Consider the following 14,668-nt stretch of genomic DNA (forward strand, 5'->3'; position numbering starts at 1 on the left):
CGGGGAGGGCTCATCCGGGCCGGCACCCCGTCCCGGGCTCGCCCGGTTCGAGGTCACCCGACCCGGAACTCGCCCTGCCAGCGGCCCGCCCTACCCGGAGTTCACCCTGCCCGCGGCTCACCCAACCCGCGGCTCACCCAGCCCGCGGCTCACCCAGCCCGCGCCTCACCCAACCCGCGGCTCACCCAACCCGCGGCTCACCAAGCCCGCGGCTCACCCCAGCCCGCGCAGCTCGCCCAGTTCGCGGCTCACTCTGCCTGCGGCCCGGGGCTCATTCGGCACCCGGGCTCACCCGGCCCGGGGCCGGGATCTCGCCGCTCAGGCCGTTGTCGCGGACCCAGTTGGTGATCGCGACCCGGTTGGACAGCCCCAGCTTGTTCTGGATCGATGCCACATGTCCCTTCACCGTGCTGAGCGAGATGAACAAGACTTTGGCGATCTCAGGATTTGTCCGCGCGCGAGCGATCTCCCGCGCCACCGCCAACTCCCGGTCGGTGAGGCTGTGCCGGATCGTTCCGGGAGCCGGCCGCGTCGCGTTCAGCTCCCGCACCAGGCGTGCGGTCACCTCCGGCGAGATCAGCGCCTCGCCCCTGTGCGCCGCTCGGACCGCCTCGACCAGCAGCTGCTGGCTGGCGCCCTTGAGCAGGAACCCGGCCGCCCCGGCCCGCAGCGCGCCGTCGACATACTCGTCCTCACCGAACGTCGTGACCACCACGACCCGCAGCGGATCCCGCACCCCGGGGCCGGCCAGCGCACGGGTCACCTCGACCCCGTCCATGCCCGGCATCCGGATGTCGACCAGGCAGACATCCGGCCGCAGCCGCCGGGCCAGCCGCAGCGCCTCGATCCCGTCCCCGGCCTCGCCGACCACCTCGAATTCCGGCTCGTCGTCCAGGATCACGCGCAGACCCCTGCGGACCATCTCCTGGTCATCCGCGATCAGCACCCTGATCGTCATCGGTCGGCCGCCGGGAGCCTGGCGTCGACCAGCCACCCCGTGTCGTCGCGTGGGCCGGCCCGGAAGGTGCCGCCCAGCGCCTCCACCCGCTCACGCATGCCGATCAGACCGTATCCCCCGCACCGCGCCGGAAGCCCCGTGGCCGCTCCGTCGTTCGCTATCCGCACGTGGACGCTCCCGTCGTCCTGTTCGACGGTGACGTCCACCTCGCTCGCCTGTGGAGCGTGCCGCGCGATGTTGGTCAGCGACTCCCGCACCACCCGATGAACCGTCCCGGTCACCCGCGGCGACCAGCGCTCCGTCTCCTGCGGCAGGTCGAGCCGCACGGGTGGCCCGTGCCGTTCGAAAAGCCGGACCAGCTCACGCACCTGCTCCGGCGCCGACTGCGCGGACAGCTCCGCATCGTCGTCGCGCAGCAGCCCGACCACCCGGCGGATGGCGGTGAGCGCATCCGACCCGGCGCTCTCGATCTCCTGAAGGGACTCGTCCAGCTCGCCGGGCCGTTTCCGCGCCAGGATCCGCGCGCTCTGGGCCTGCACCACGAGCCCGGTCAGATGATGAGCCGCCATGTCGTGCAGTTCGCGGGCCAGCGCCAGGCGTTCGTCACGACGTACCCTCTCCTCGGTCTCCTTCTTCGTGCGATCCGCCAGGCGCAGGGCCAGCCCGGTCGCGATCGCCCCGGCCCAGCCCAACGCGTTCAGCGCGGCCACCACGTTCACCTCACCGCCCACCGGCCGGCTGGCCAGGAACACCAGGAAGACCACTGTCAGCGCGCCGGCGACGACGGCCACGGCCTTGGAGTACGAACTCCTCCGCACCACCATCCCGACCAGCACCGCGAGCGCGAGGATCCCGGCCGGCCCCGGCTCCCGCGGAAGACCGGCAAGGCGCGCGACGAGGACCGCGGCCATCGCCGTCACCAGGCCGACGGTGGCCGCGACGACCGGCTTTCGACGGCGGGCGAGCGCGATCGCGCTCAGGCACAACCCCATCGCCGCACCGAACAACCAATACCACCCACCCCAGGTGGTCGCGATGGCGGCAGCGGTCAGCAGCACCGCGACCACCATCACGGTGCCCAGCGCGATCTCGACGAGCCGTCCGCGAATCTCCACAGCCGACACAGTACGGCGGGCACCGGGCTGCCGTACCGGCCGAAAGTACTGCCCACCCCCTCTTTGGAAGGGTGTGCGGAGCCGCCCGGATCAGCACGATGGTCGGCATGTCCTCCGTGCTCAAGGCCGCCGGCCTCACCAAGCGATACGGCAAACACCTAGCCCTGACCGACTGCGACCTGGACGTGCCGGCCGGCCGGGTGACCGGCCTGGTCGGGCCGAACGGCGCCGGCAAGTCCACGCTGCTGCAGCTCGCCTGCGGCCTGATCGAGCCCACCGCCGGCGCCCTGGAGGTGCTCGGCAACCGGCCCGGCGCGACCGCCGCCCATCTGGCCCGGGTCGGGTTCGTCGCTCAGGACACCCCGGTCTATTCCTCTCTTACTGTCGAGGAGCACCTGCGTCTGGGCGCACGGCTCAACCCCCGGTGGGACGCCGCGCTCGCCCGCCGCCGGGTGGAGCGCTCCGGCCTGCGTCCCGGGCAGAAGGCCGGCCGGCTCTCCGGCGGCCAGCGCGCCCAGCTCGCCCTGACCCTGGCCGTCGCCAAGCGGCCCGAGCTGCTGATCTTCGACGAGCCGGCGGCGGCTCTCGACCCCCTCGCCCGTGACGCGTTCCTGCGCGACCTGGTGGAGTCCGTGACCGAGCTGGGCGCGTCCGCGGTGCTCTCGTCCCACCTGCTCGGCGACGTCGAGCGGGTCTGTGACCACCTGGTCGTCCTGGCGGGCGGCCGGGTCAGGGTCGCCGGCGACGTCGACACCCTGGTCACCGGCGCGGATTCGCTGGAGTCGCTGGTGCTGGCCTACCTCAAGGAGGCTGTCCGATGATCTGGCTGAGCTGGCGGCAGTTCCGGGCCCAGGCTCTCGTCGCGGCGTTCGCGCTGATCCTGCTGGCGGGCTGCCTGGTGGTGCTCGGCCGGCAGATCCGCGGCGGTGACTATTCCGGCGCCGAGCTGCGGGAGCAGTTCCAGGGCCGGGTCTATCTGCTGGACGCGGTGCTGCTGCTGACGCCCGCGCTGATCGGTTTGTTCTGGGGCGCGCCGCTGGCCGCTCGGGAGCTGGAGACGGGCACGCACCGCCTGGTGTGGAACCAGAGCATCACCCGGCGACGATGGCTGACCGTCAAGCTGCTGCTGACCGGGCTCGCCGCGGTGATCACCGGTGCTCTGGTGAGCGCGTTGCTGACCTGGGCGGCCGGCCCCCTCGACCGGTTCACCGGAGACCGCTTCTCCACGATCTTCTTCGGTACGAGGAATCTGGCCCCCGTGGCGTACGGGGTGTTCGCCCTGGTCCTCGGGGCCGTTGCCGGTCTGCTGATCCGGCGGACCGTTCCCGCGATGGCTGTCACCCTGGTGGTGCTCGTCATGACTCAGGCGCTCATACCGAACGTGATCCGCCCTCACCTGATGGCACCCGAGCGCCTGTCCGTGCCGATCACCGCCGAGGTGGTGCGCAATCTGAGCTTCCTGGGGCAGCATCCGGAGATCTCCGGGCTGAAAATGCCCGGCGCTTGGGTCATCAACACGAGTGAGCTGCGCACGGCGGACGGCTCCCGGGTCTCCGACGACACCTACGGCGTCTGCGTGGCGGGTTCGCTCGACAAGGCTCCGGACTGCCTCGCCGCGCTGAACCTGCACGTCGACGTCGATTACCAGCCGGTGAGCCGTTACTGGACGTTCCAGTGGCTGGAGTCCGTGCTCTACCTGAGCCTGGCATTGCTGCTGGCAGCGGTCGGCCTCTGGCGAATTCAGGGCGCGGCCCACTAGCGAGACTGAACACGGGGAGACGCGATGCGTCAGAGAGAATACGCCCGGCCCGCACCTCTGATGCGCGGGCCGAGCGGGGAAACGGATCGGTCAGGCGTCGTCGGACGCCGTGGCTCCCGGCGAAGCGGGAGCCGTCACGCGCCGGCCTTCGCCGACCGGAGCGACGTCCCCGGTGGAGGAGCCGTTGGGGGCAGACGCCCCCGGAGAGGAATCGGTGGAGGCGGACTTCGCTTTGAGCGCCTGTTCGACGGCCTCCGCGATCCGCGCCTCCTCGCGGGCCTTGCGGCGGACGCGGCTGCGGCGCCGCAGCCAGATCAGAGCGATCACGGCCACGATCAGGACGATCAGCAGCACGGTGAGGGTCCACGGCAGGGCCCACACGTGGGCCGTCGCGGTGATCGGGGCGAGGGCCGTGGTCGAGCCGGATTCGTCGGTGACCATCGGGGTCAGTTCGGCGGTCGCGGTGAGCAGCACGGCCGGGGCCACGCCGTGCACCGGCACGGACACCTTCCAGCTCTCGCCGGGCAGCAGTTCCGGCGGGGCAGCGATGGCGCCAGCTTCGGTACGCAGCCGGCCGAACGGGCCGGTGATCGCGACGGCCTGCTTCGCGGATTCCACCGCGTTGCCGGTGTTGTGGATCGTGTAGGTGACCGTCGCGTCGCCGCGCGCGAGGGCCGCGCCGGACCAGGCCACCTTCAGGTCCTCGACAGCGAGCGAGGGCACCAGCGCGCCGCCGACCCGCAGCTTGATCTTGATGCCGAGGCGACGCTCCACGTTGACCTGAGCCGTCGCATCAGGCGCGGTCAGCGACGTGACGATGCCACCGACGTAGTCACCGGGGGTGGCGTTCGCCGGCACGGTGACCTTGAACGGCACCTCGACGGTCTTCCCGGCCGGCACGGTGACGGTCGGTGTGTCCGCCGCGACCCAGATGCCGATCCCGGTGGACTTCTTGTCCCGCGCGATCAGGTCCAGCTGCCCGGTCGAGGTGGTCAGCCCGTCCGCGGCGTAGACCGCGAGGGCCAGCGGGGTGTCCCCCTTGTTCGCGACGACGAGCCCGTCCTCGGCCGACCCGCCGGGGTTCACGGCGTAGCTGTAACTGGAACGGTCGTTGCCGTAGGTGTTGGAGGCGGTCCGGACGGCCCAGGTGACGTCATCGCCCTCGGCCAGGGCGGGGCCGGCACCGAGGCCGACGACCGCGCAAGCGGCCACGAAGCTGAGCCCGATCACCGCGGAGGCGGTTTTACGGAGTGCGGAGGTCCGCCCGGCGAGACTGAGACGCATGTCGAGATCCTTGAGGGGGTACGGCGGAGCGGACGCCGCCAGAAGCAGCGCCCGCTCCCACTTCCGGTCGAACGATCAGCTGCTCAGCGCGGTGATCGTCAGGGTGGTGCGGTAGTTGCCCTTGTCGACGCTGTCCGGGACCTTGAAGCTCAGGGAGGCGCCGAGCGTCGCCGAGCCACGGACGTGACCCTGCGCGGCCGAGCCCAGCACGCTGGATTCGGCGAGGCCCTTGCCGTTGTCGACCGCGTTCGCGACAGCGGGGCCGGGGTTCGCGCCGGCGCCGTTGGACACCAGGTAGGGCGTCCAGCCCAGGGCCGAGCCGGCGATGCTCTTGCCGGCGTCGGTGAAGTCCCCCACGTTGGCCGAGATCGACCACGGGGAGAGCGTGCGCCGGCTGTCCGACACCTTGATCGGGTTGATCTTGCCGTTCGCGGCGAGGTTGTACGCCTCGTCCGCGGTGGCGGTGCCCAGGTCGACGAGGCCGTTCTTGCCGTCGATGGTCCAGCCGAACTCACCCGGCGCGAGCGTCGGGACGTTCACCTGGATGTCCTGGTTGTCGCCGTGGTACGGGTGCACCGTCACCTTGTCGACAACCGTGCCGACGCCCTTGTCCGAGCCGTTGGAGCAGGAGCTGCCCAGCTCGACCGCGGCGTTCGGGGCGGCGCAGGTGCCGCTCCGGACGTCCGCCACGACTAGCTTGTCGTTGCGGACCTCGACCTTGATGTACGACCGCACGTGCTCCTGGTTCTGCACGGAGTTGTACCAGTAGTTCTCCGGCTTCAGCGGGTCCGGGCCGTTGCCCGCGCCGCTGGTCCCGCTCGAGTCGGGCTTGGTGATGTCGTAGTACTTGGAACCCGAGGCCGAGTTCGCGGTCACGTACAGGACACCGCCGGGGCCGGCGAAGACCTCGGACTGACCGGGCTGCTCGGCCGGGTCTGCCTTCTGACCGTTCTTGATCAGGTAACTGCGGGTGTACACGTGGTCGTGGCCCTGCAGCACCAGGTCGACGCCGAGCTTGGAGAAGGTCGTCGGGAAGTCCACCCGGCGTACCTTGTTGTCCCCGTCCTTGGCGTGCGAGGCGGCCGAGTAGATCGAGTGGTGGTAGACCAGCACGGTCCACTTCGCGTCGCCACCGTGCTTGTTGATCACGTCGGTCACGTAGGCGACGTGGGCCGCGTCGCCGCCGCCCTTGTTGCTGTCGTAGGAGTTGCTGTTCAGGTCGATGAACAGCGTGTCCTTGTAGATGTACCAGTAGTCGCCGCCCGACGTCGTGGCGCCGGAGTTGTCGGCGTAGTACGAGGTCGACCGGTCCGTGTTGGGCGTGTAGAGGTGCTGCTCGTACGCCTTGCCACCGACGTCGTGGTTACCGATGGTCGCGGCCCACGGGTACTGACGCAGCTTGTCGGAGGCCAGGAAGGCGTTCCACTGCGACTCCGTGTTCGCGGTCTCGACCTGGTCGCCGCCGGAGACCAGCAGCTCGGCGTTGGGGTTGGCGGCGGTCGACACGGCCAGCGTGTCCTCCCAGCCGGCCTGGTCCTTGGCCAGGTTGCCGGAGGCGCCGATCTGCGGGTCGCCGTAGAACAGGAAGTCGTAGTCGCCCTCGAAGTCCTGAGTCTTGAACTGGTACGCCGACGACCAGGCGCCCTCGGAGCCCACCCGGTAGGTGTACGCGGTGTTCTCCCGCAGGCCCGTGATCGTCGCGTGCCGGTTGTACCCACCACTGGTGGCGATGTTCGCGGCGCCGGTCGCGGCGAAGGTCACGGCGTTCGCCGGGAACTCGCCGTTGACCAGGGAAGCGGTAGGGGCGACCTGGATCTGCTGCGCGGTGTCCACGCTGGAGTACCAGGTCACGATGCGCTGCGCCTCGTTGGCGCCCACCCCGAGGATCACCGCGGAGACGGAGCTGTCCGCCGCGGCCGCAGGGGTGACAAGGCCGCTGCCGAGGGCAACCGCCATGCCGAGGAAGACCGCGGTGGCCCCTGCGGCCACACGGTTCCGAGCAAACCCGGAGGCCTGCTTCGAGTGGTTGGTTCTCATCGGTGTCCGTTCCTTGTTCCGGATGAGAGAGATGGCTTCCCGCTGAGAAAGTTCTGGGGAGCGAGATCAAGCTGGTCCGGTCGGATGAACCGGGAGTTAACAAGATCAAGAGCATCGGTGGCACCCACCGGAAGACCTCAGCCCTGCGTGATCCGTTGCACGAACCAGACCAGCCCCATCACGGACACACCGGCCGAAATGAGGGCGGTGGTCCACAGCCCGGCCCGCCGTGACCTACGTCGCAGCAGCATGAGCAGCGGAAAGGCCACGGCGATGACACCGAGCTGGACCGCCTCGATGCCGACATTGAACACCAGCAATGACCACAGCAGCGTCCAGGAGAAGGCCTCGTCGATGCCGAGCGCCCCGGCGAACCCGAGACCGTGCACCAGCCCGAACAGGAACACCACGCCCAGACGGGTCCACCCGGCACGATCCAGGCCGCGGCCCGGCGGGAGGTCGGGCACGTGAGTGCGGAGCCGCCACAGATGCCACGCCGCGACCACCGCGATGGAGAGCGCGATGATCGGTTCCACCACCGACGCCGGCACGTCGACCAGGCCCAGCGCCGCGAGCATGAACGTGACCGAGTGCGCCGCCGTGAACGCGGTCGCGGCCAGCACGATCTCCCGCAACCGGCGGGAACCGGCGATCAGTGCCAGCAGGAACAGGATGTGATCGATGCCGGTGAGCAGATGCTCGGCCCCGAGCAGGAAGAACTCGCCGAACCGCTGTTCCCACGACTGCCCGGTGGAGAAGGACGGCTTGTTCGCGTCGAGCGCCGCGCTGCCGGTCCGGCCGTCCAGCTCGTAGGTGACGATGGTCTTGACGCCTTTGACATACGTCTCGGTGTCCGGGAAGAGCCCGCTGTGCACCTCGTGCGCGTCCGAGGCTTGCGGGCAATTCCAGTCGAGGACCAATCTGGCGTACGGAACAGCCTCGCGCACCTCCATGACGAAGTCCCCGACGGGCGTGCCGGTGCATGCCGCGCCCGCCGACTTCACCCCGAGGCGCTCGGTGACGTACCTGACGGCGGAGTCCCGGTGCGCGTTCAGCGCCGCCCCCATCGCCGCGTCGTCCTCGGCCTCGAACGCGTCGGTCCCCGCCCGGAACAGCGGGTCGTCCTTCTCGTAGTCCGCGGCCGAGACGATGAACAGGTCGTACTCCAGCTCCACCGTGGTACGGACGTGACCGGCGTCTCCCGCGGTCACGTCGACGTAGACGGTGGAGCTGAAGCCGTGGGCGAGCGCCGGCTCGGCACTCAGCAGGACGGTCGCCGTGGCGGCGACCCCCAGGACGGCGGTGGCAATGGCACGGCGCAACACGGTGGCTCCTTCGGATGTGGCCTGAGCACCGTGCACGTCTCCGGTGAACAAGATCGAGACGGTAGGCGAACCACTGGCGACAAGGTGGTCCACCGGTCTTGATACGCCACGGATCCGGTGTAGGAAGGGGCGTCACCACCCCCCACCACGAGGCAGACCCACCTTGCGCCACCCGTTCCGGGCCGTCGCCACACTCGCCGCGGCCGCCATGCTGATCACCGGTTGCGGCTCCGGCGACGAATGGTCCGAGCCCCACGCCGCGCCCACCCCCGTCGGCTCCCTCGGCCCGGGCTTCCTCGCCCCTTCGGCCAGTCCCGCGCCGGAGAGCACGATCACGCCGGCCCCGGGCTCGTGGTCCGGCGTGCACCCGCCGGAGGGCTACCGCGTGGTGCTGCTCACCGTCGGCGACGACGCGCCGACGAAAGCGCTGGTCACCGCCGTGAACGAGTGGGCCCGGAGCGAGAAGGCCGATCTGCGGACGATCGTCGCCGGCGCCCACGACCCCATCGCGAGCATCAGCGAGGCGATCAAGCTTCGCCCCGATCTGATCGTCAGCGCCGGCGACTCACTGGTCGACCCGCTCGCGATCGTCACCGCCAGCCACCTGGACCAGCAGTTCCTGGTCGTCGGCGCCGAGTTGGCCGAGCCGACCGGCAACGTCACCGCCGCTGACTGGGCCGGCGCGTCCTTCCGCGGCGAGGGCCTGGGCTCCGCCTCCACCTACGACCCGGCGTCCTTCACCGCCGAACGCTGCGGCAACGCCGTCCGGGCGGGAGTCGCCGCCGTCCTGCACAAGGTCACCGGCATCATCGTCTGGCTCCGCTGACCCCGCGGGCGGCGGACCCGGCCGGACGGACCCGGCAGCGCGCGGAAACCCCACCGGACAGGCCTGGCAGCGCGCGGACACCCCCACCGGACGAGCCCGGCAACACGCGGACGGCCCCGGCCAGTGACAGATCGGACGCGCGGCTCACCGCGTACGGGAAATGGTGGTGATCTGGTCCGGGTTAGAAACCCGGAGCCGCGGTGCGGTCGTGGTCAGCGGGCGCGACCGGTCACGACCCCGGCGGCGAGATCGATCCACTCGGTCCGTTCGGTCGCCTCGCCGAGGGCCGCCTCGTCGGGCTCGATGCCGATGCCCGGCCCGGCCGGGACCGCGATGTGACCGTCCCGCACCACGATCGGCGGCGTGATGTCCTGCTTGTAGAAGCGCTCCGACCCGGAAAGGTCGCCGACCAGCGTGAAGTGCTCCATGGCGGCGAGGGCGACGTTGGCCGCCCGCCCGATGCCGGTCTCCAGCATGCCGCCGACCCAGACCGGCACGCCCCGCGCGCCGCAGGCGTCGTGGATGTCGCGCGCCTCGAGGTAACCCCCGACCCGGCCGGGTTTGATGTTGATGATGGCGGCCGCGCCGGCGTCGATCGCGTGCGCCGCGGTCGCCGCGGAGACGATCGGCTCGTCCAGGCAGATCCGGGTCTTGAGGCGCCGGGCGAGCAAGGCGTGCCCGTCGACGTCGTCAGCGTCGAGCGGCTGCTCGATCATCACCAGGTCGCAGTCGTCGAGCCGGGCGAGGTGGCCGGCGTCGTCGAGCGTGTAGGCGCCGTTCGCGTCGACCTGGAGGGCGGCGTGGGGGCCGAGGAACTCCCGGACGAGGCGGACGGGTTCCTCGTCCCACCCGGGCTTGATCTTGAGCTTGATCCGCCGGTAGTGCTCGCGGTTCCAGAAATGATCGGCAGCCTCCCGCAGTTCGTCGCGGGTCATGATGCCGAGGGAGACGCCGGCCGGCACGGAGGTGCGGGTCGCGCCGAGGTACCCGGCGAGCGACATCCCCTTCCGGCGGAGCTGCGCGTCGAGGATCGCCATCTCGAGGACGGCTTTGGCGTTCGGGTTTCCGTCGACGGCGGTGAACGCGGCCCGGGCGTTCTCGGCGGTCACTTCGACGAGCCGCTCGACCAGCGGGATGAGCCGCTCACGCAGGACCCGCACGCAGCCTTCGAGGTATTCCGGCGAGTAGACCGGCTCGGCCATCGCGACACACTCGCCCCAGCCGACCACGCCGTCCGTGGTGTGGACGCTGACCAGGAGGGCCTCGCGGTCGAACTCCGTGTAAACGGACGTCCGGAACGGCGTCACGAGTGGTAATCGCACCCAGTGCAGCCGGATTCGCGCGATCCTCATTCGTCGTACCCCGCTTCTACGCCGACGGGAAGCAGGACATAGTTCTTACCCTTGTCCATACCCACCACGCGGTAGTCGCGTGACAGCAGGGACCGGAAGTGCTCACGGACCTTGTCCCGCTCGACCTCGGCGCGGAGTGGATCATCCTCGCGGAGCTGGGCGATGTCGTCCGGGATCTCGATCACCTCGGACTCCGCGGGGGTGAGGGCGTGCCGCCGTTTCTGCCCGAGCTCGCCGGTCATCGCGCGCTCGACCCAGTTGTCGCACAGGTCCCAGTTGACGAGCAGCCGGTCGGTGTCCTGGCCGTTGTTGACGCCGTCCTTGAGCTTGCCGTAATAATCCGTCTCGTACGACGCGACGGTGGCGCCCAGCTTGCACAGATTGAAATACGCGTTGCGGGACACCAGGGGGTCGAACGTCCACCGGATCGACTTCAGACCCCGCTCCAGTGCCCATTGCCGCTGATGCCGCTTCATGGCGTAACCGACACCGCGGTTACTCTTCGCACGCACCACGCCCGCGATGGACGAATGCAGGTGGTCCGGACGGCCGTTGGACGCGAGTGAGCCGAACAGGCCGACGGCGCAGCCGACCAGCTCGCCGTGCACGTACGCCCCGGCGACGTAGTTGCCGGTGTGGAACAGCGTCCGTAACAGGCTGGTGCTGATCACCTCGGTGCGCTCGGCCTCGGTCCGCGCTCCCCACACGTTCCACAACAACTGCGCGGCGGCCTCGAGTTGCCCCGCGGTCCGCAGCATCTCCACGTCGGCATCCCAGCCGGGCGCGGCATGCCGCACCTGGTCGGTTACGGCGCTTCCGGTATGCAACACGTCACCCGCCGTTTCCCAAGCCACTGAACATGAAAAAGTTTCGCGTCCAGCCGCAATTCCGGGCCCATGATCCACGCCCGCTTGGCATTTCTCGCGAAACAGAAGCGGACCCTACCCACTTAATGGTGTGTCCAACAAGCTTACCCGCCGTAACGGCCAGAAACGCGCCAAGTCTGCGTTATGCACGGACCGCTATAAAACCGCAGCGCGTGGCACCGATGGCGATGATCCAGGAGGACCGGGACAGTGGTGGTCACTCGCGGCCACGAGGTAATCCGTTCGTGTCCGGCAGAGCTCAGCCGAAGAGCTGCTTGCGTTCCGGCGGCCGATTGTTGACCAACGCCGCCGCCATCGCCATCTGATCCCGGACCCGGCGCACCGACGCGTCCCACTGCCGGGACAGGCCGGGCCGGCTCTCGAGTCCCTCCCAGACCGACAGGGCGAACCCGTCGAGCCGGGCCGCCGGCATCCAGAGATGGAGCAGGTGATCGACGGCGGGCCGAAGTTTGACGACGCTCTGCGCGGGCTGTTCCACACCGATCTGACTCTGCTCGATGATGGACATCAGCGCAGTCAGCAACCAGTCGTGCAGCGCAAGATCTTCACACAGATTCACGATGTCGTCGATCTGCGCGGGGCCCAGCTCCAGCCGGACCGTGCGCAGGCCGTCCTCCCGGACGGCGAAGTGCCACTTCACGTCCTCGGCGCCGTCCTTGATCGTCGCCGCCCAGCGCAGCACCGTCCGGCGGGCCCGCACCGGCGGCTTGCGGTCCAGCACCGGGGAGCCCTGGATCCCGGTGAGCAGGCGGACGCAGAGCGCGCCCATGCCCATCATCGACGACGACCGGTCTGCGAGGAGGTGGGCATCCGCCGTCCCGGGCAGGTCGGGCCGGCCCAGCGCCTCCACCATCCCGAGACGCGCGAGGTAGTGCGACCAGGGCTGCCGGAAACCACCGGCGACCGGCTCGATCCGGGTCACCGCGGAGCTCTGCAGCACCCGGCCGCCGGTCAGGCAGGCCCGGCCCATGAGCGTGCCGACACCCCGCACCTTGGCGCCCGAGCGGGCGACGATGCGGCAGTCCACGCCGGTGTAGGTCTTCGGGCTCACCGCGTAACTGATCGGCCGCTCGAACGTCCTCACCCGCTCGCCGGCCAGCAGCCCCAGTGCGTCCTCGACGCGGTCGCGGGGCATGCCACCGGAGTGGCGCAGCGCCGCGGTCAGAACCTCACCCAGGATCAGCACCGCGCACCGGCCCGGTGTCGACGAACAGGTACTCGATCCGGTCCACCACTTCCAGCGGCAGCGAGATCCCCTCCCCCTTGGCCCGATCGCTGACCTGGCCGAGCACGGCCGGGTCCACCGCCACCTGCTGCAGGATCGTCCGCACGGCGTTCTCGATGGGCAGGAACAGCGGGGCGCAGACGGTCATCGCCCGGTACGCGTTGAACGGCGCCGCCCGATCGTTGATCCGCAGGACCATCGGGAGCGCCGACCAGTTGTCCGGCAGGTCCGGCGGCGGTGGGTGCGGCACCGCGACCGAACGCCCGTTGTCGCGCAGCAGTCCCAGCCGCAGCAACTGCCACACGGCCGCCAGCATCGCGCACGACCAGAGCCGGCCGTCGGCCTCCTCCCGCCACAGCTCGATGTCGGCGAAGATCGAGTGGTTGACCGCGGCGTTCTCGGCCGGCGGACGCCACGCCGTGGGCCGTTTCATCGCCTCGTGCGTCTCGGTCGCCGGTGACCGCTGCCCGTTGCAGAGCCAGCCCGTGTGGCTCACCGGCGGCCGGGCCGCGGTCGTGTTCGGGGGCGGATCCTCCACCAGACGTGCCTCGACCAGCTCGGCGAGGGAGAGCCCGGGCGGCCCGGTCTCCGGCTCCGCCGGGTTGCGGGCGACGCCGGCCACGTTGTTGGCGCAGCCCGATTCCCGTACCAGATAATCGATCTCGAGTCCTGCCTTGCGGGCCGCCGCCACGAGTTTCGGGATCAGGGCCACGGGAGGCTCCGGCAGTCCGAAATAGTCGTCGATGAGGACGCACGTGCTGATCCGCGGGGCTCGCAGGTTCGCGTTCTCGGCGGCGGACCGGGCGGCGGCGAACCACACGCCGATCCGCCGGAAGTGCTCGATGAAGAAGTGCTCGTCCAGCTCCAGGTCCGGGGCGTAGAAGTGGCCCAGCTCGACCGACAGGTGGGACAGCGGCGTCTTCTCCACCCGGGTGTCAGCGGTGGACTCGGAGAATCCGGTGCCGTCTCTCATAGGCTGGCCCACTCCTCGTCTGCCGCGAGCTTGCGGGCTAGGTCGTCGAACGCGTCCACTGTCGCGTTGTTGGCGATGTCCCGCGCCACCACATCGTTGTCGGAGATCAGCTGCTCGCGCCACTGCAGCACCGGGTCGAGCGGGACCTCGCCCAGCATCGCCCGGCGGCCCACCTGGTGTTTCGCGGCGAGCTGACCCAGATCCTCGTCGCAGTCACGCAGCCAGGCGACCTGCGCCGGGCGCAGACCGCTCAGCTCGATCGAGTCCGGGTCGACCACAGCGGTCCGGACGAACTTGATCGCCGCCTGCAACTCGTCCTTGTCGTGGCCGGCCCGCACCCCGACGTCGAGAATCCCGTCCTTGCCGTAGACGAGCCCCGCCGCGGCCGGGATGTGCTGCCGGGTCCACCGGTGGAAGACCAGCCAGCGGGCCGCCACGCCACGAAGGGCGGGATCCGCTGTCGCCTCGAGAACCAATTGCGTCGCGTACGACCGTCCGGCGCTCAGATCGATGAGGCACATGTCGAACTCCTCGTCCAGCGCCTGGAGCAGGTGCACGCAGCGGCGCAGCGCCTCCTTGTCCGGCCCGAACTCGCCGCCGTCCTGATCGCCGGGGAAGAGCATCAGCTTGCCGGAGCCGGGTGGCCGCTGCCGCAGACTGGCCCGTGACGACTGGGTCCACACGTCGATGCGGTGCGGCTCGCCGGTCGTCTGAATGTCCGGTTCCAGCAGGTAGGAGTGCATACCGCCACGCCGGACGCCCCGGGTGACATCGTTGATCTGGAAGATCGATCCGGCGGTCGGGGACCCGAAGTCGAAGTCCAGGTAGCAGACGTCGGAGCCGGAGAGGGCGCTGCGGTACACGACGTTGCAACTCGTGACCGACCTCCCCGTACCGCCCTTGTCGGAGGCCGCGAAGACCAGCACC

General features: G+C 70.0%; 13 protein-coding genes. 3 read left to right on the forward strand and 10 right to left on the reverse strand.

Annotated features, from left to right (window positions below; all coding sequences use genetic code 11):
• Positions 1-271: 271 nt before the first annotated feature.
• Positions 272-958, reverse strand: a complete 687-nt coding sequence (locus Acy02nite_RS19790; RefSeq protein WP_203742617.1) for a response regulator — start codon at positions 956-958, stop codon at positions 272-274.
• Positions 955-2,073 (reverse strand): sensor histidine kinase, encoded by a 1,119-nt coding sequence (locus Acy02nite_RS19795; protein WP_239175027.1) that lies wholly within the window; start codon positions 2,071-2,073, stop codon positions 955-957. The genes Acy02nite_RS19790 and Acy02nite_RS19795 overlap by 4 nt, the downstream gene beginning before the upstream one ends.
• Positions 2,074-2,180: 107 nt before the next feature.
• Here Acy02nite_RS19795 and Acy02nite_RS19800 point away from each other — a divergent pair, with 107 nt between their 5' ends.
• Together Acy02nite_RS19800 and Acy02nite_RS19805 are read left to right on the forward strand one after the other, a co-directional pair.
• Positions 2,181-2,894: an ABC transporter ATP-binding protein gene (locus Acy02nite_RS19800; protein WP_203742618.1), complete on the forward strand. Its 714-nt coding sequence runs from the start codon at positions 2,181-2,183 to the stop codon at positions 2,892-2,894.
• Positions 2,891-3,832, forward strand: coding sequence for an ABC-2 membrane transporter-related protein (locus tag Acy02nite_RS19805; RefSeq protein WP_203742619.1), 942 nt, complete (start codon positions 2,891-2,893; stop codon positions 3,830-3,832). Before Acy02nite_RS19800 ends, Acy02nite_RS19805 begins: the two co-directional genes overlap by 4 nt.
• Before the next feature lie 90 nt (positions 3,833-3,922).
• On the opposite strand, the gene Acy02nite_RS19810 is transcribed toward Acy02nite_RS19805, so the two are convergent.
• The 3 genes from Acy02nite_RS19810 to Acy02nite_RS19820 form a co-directional block, all read right to left on the reverse strand.
• Positions 3,923-5,116, reverse strand: coding sequence for a WxL protein peptidoglycan domain-containing protein (locus Acy02nite_RS19810; RefSeq protein WP_203742620.1), 1,194 nt, complete (start codon positions 5,114-5,116; stop codon positions 3,923-3,925).
• A gap of 75 nt (positions 5,117-5,191) precedes the next feature.
• Complete coding sequence (locus Acy02nite_RS19815; RefSeq protein ID WP_203742621.1) at positions 5,192-7,153, reverse strand: purple acid phosphatase family protein; 1,962 nt, start codon at positions 7,151-7,153, stop codon at positions 5,192-5,194.
• A gap of 137 nt (positions 7,154-7,290) precedes the next feature.
• The gene (locus Acy02nite_RS19820) at positions 7,291-8,478 is read right to left on the reverse strand and encodes a HupE/UreJ family protein (RefSeq protein ID WP_239175029.1); all 1,188 of its coding nucleotides are present in this window, start codon (positions 8,476-8,478) and stop codon (positions 7,291-7,293) included.
• 163 nt (positions 8,479-8,641) lie between these two features.
• Here Acy02nite_RS19820 and Acy02nite_RS47215 point away from each other — a divergent pair, with 163 nt between their 5' ends.
• Complete coding sequence (locus Acy02nite_RS47215; RefSeq protein WP_203742622.1) at positions 8,642-9,304, forward strand: type 1 periplasmic-binding domain-containing protein; 663 nt, start codon at positions 8,642-8,644, stop codon at positions 9,302-9,304.
• 212 nt (positions 9,305-9,516) lie between these two features.
• Here Acy02nite_RS47215 and menC read toward each other — a convergent pair whose 3' ends face one another.
• From menC to Acy02nite_RS19850, 5 genes are all read right to left on the reverse strand, one after another.
• Positions 9,517-10,656 (reverse strand): o-succinylbenzoate synthase, encoded by a 1,140-nt coding sequence (menC, locus tag Acy02nite_RS19830; RefSeq protein WP_203742623.1) that lies wholly within the window; start codon positions 10,654-10,656, stop codon positions 9,517-9,519.
• On the reverse strand, positions 10,653-11,486 hold the full coding sequence (locus Acy02nite_RS19835) for a GNAT family N-acetyltransferase (protein ID WP_203742624.1): 834 nt from the start codon (positions 11,484-11,486) through the stop codon (positions 10,653-10,655). The genes menC and Acy02nite_RS19835 overlap by 4 nt, the downstream gene beginning before the upstream one ends.
• A 295-nt stretch (positions 11,487-11,781) precedes the next feature.
• Positions 11,782-12,729 (reverse strand): SCO2521 family protein, encoded by a 948-nt coding sequence (locus tag Acy02nite_RS19840; RefSeq protein ID WP_203742625.1) that lies wholly within the window; start codon positions 12,727-12,729, stop codon positions 11,782-11,784.
• On the reverse strand, positions 12,713-13,741 hold the full coding sequence (locus Acy02nite_RS19845; RefSeq protein WP_203742626.1) for an SCO2522 family protein: 1,029 nt from the start codon (positions 13,739-13,741) through the stop codon (positions 12,713-12,715). The genes Acy02nite_RS19840 and Acy02nite_RS19845 overlap by 17 nt, the downstream gene beginning before the upstream one ends.
• Positions 13,738-14,667 carry an SCO2523 family variant P-loop protein gene (locus Acy02nite_RS19850; RefSeq protein WP_203742627.1) on the reverse strand — a complete coding sequence of 310 codons (930 nt, stop codon included), beginning with the start codon at positions 14,665-14,667 and terminating at the stop codon, positions 13,738-13,740. The genes Acy02nite_RS19845 and Acy02nite_RS19850 overlap by 4 nt, the downstream gene beginning before the upstream one ends.
• Between the last annotated feature and the right edge of the window lies 1 nt (position 14,668).

The organism is Actinoplanes cyaneus, assembly GCF_016862095.1.
Classification (GTDB): domain Bacteria; phylum Actinomycetota; class Actinomycetes; order Mycobacteriales; family Micromonosporaceae; genus Actinoplanes; species Actinoplanes cyaneus.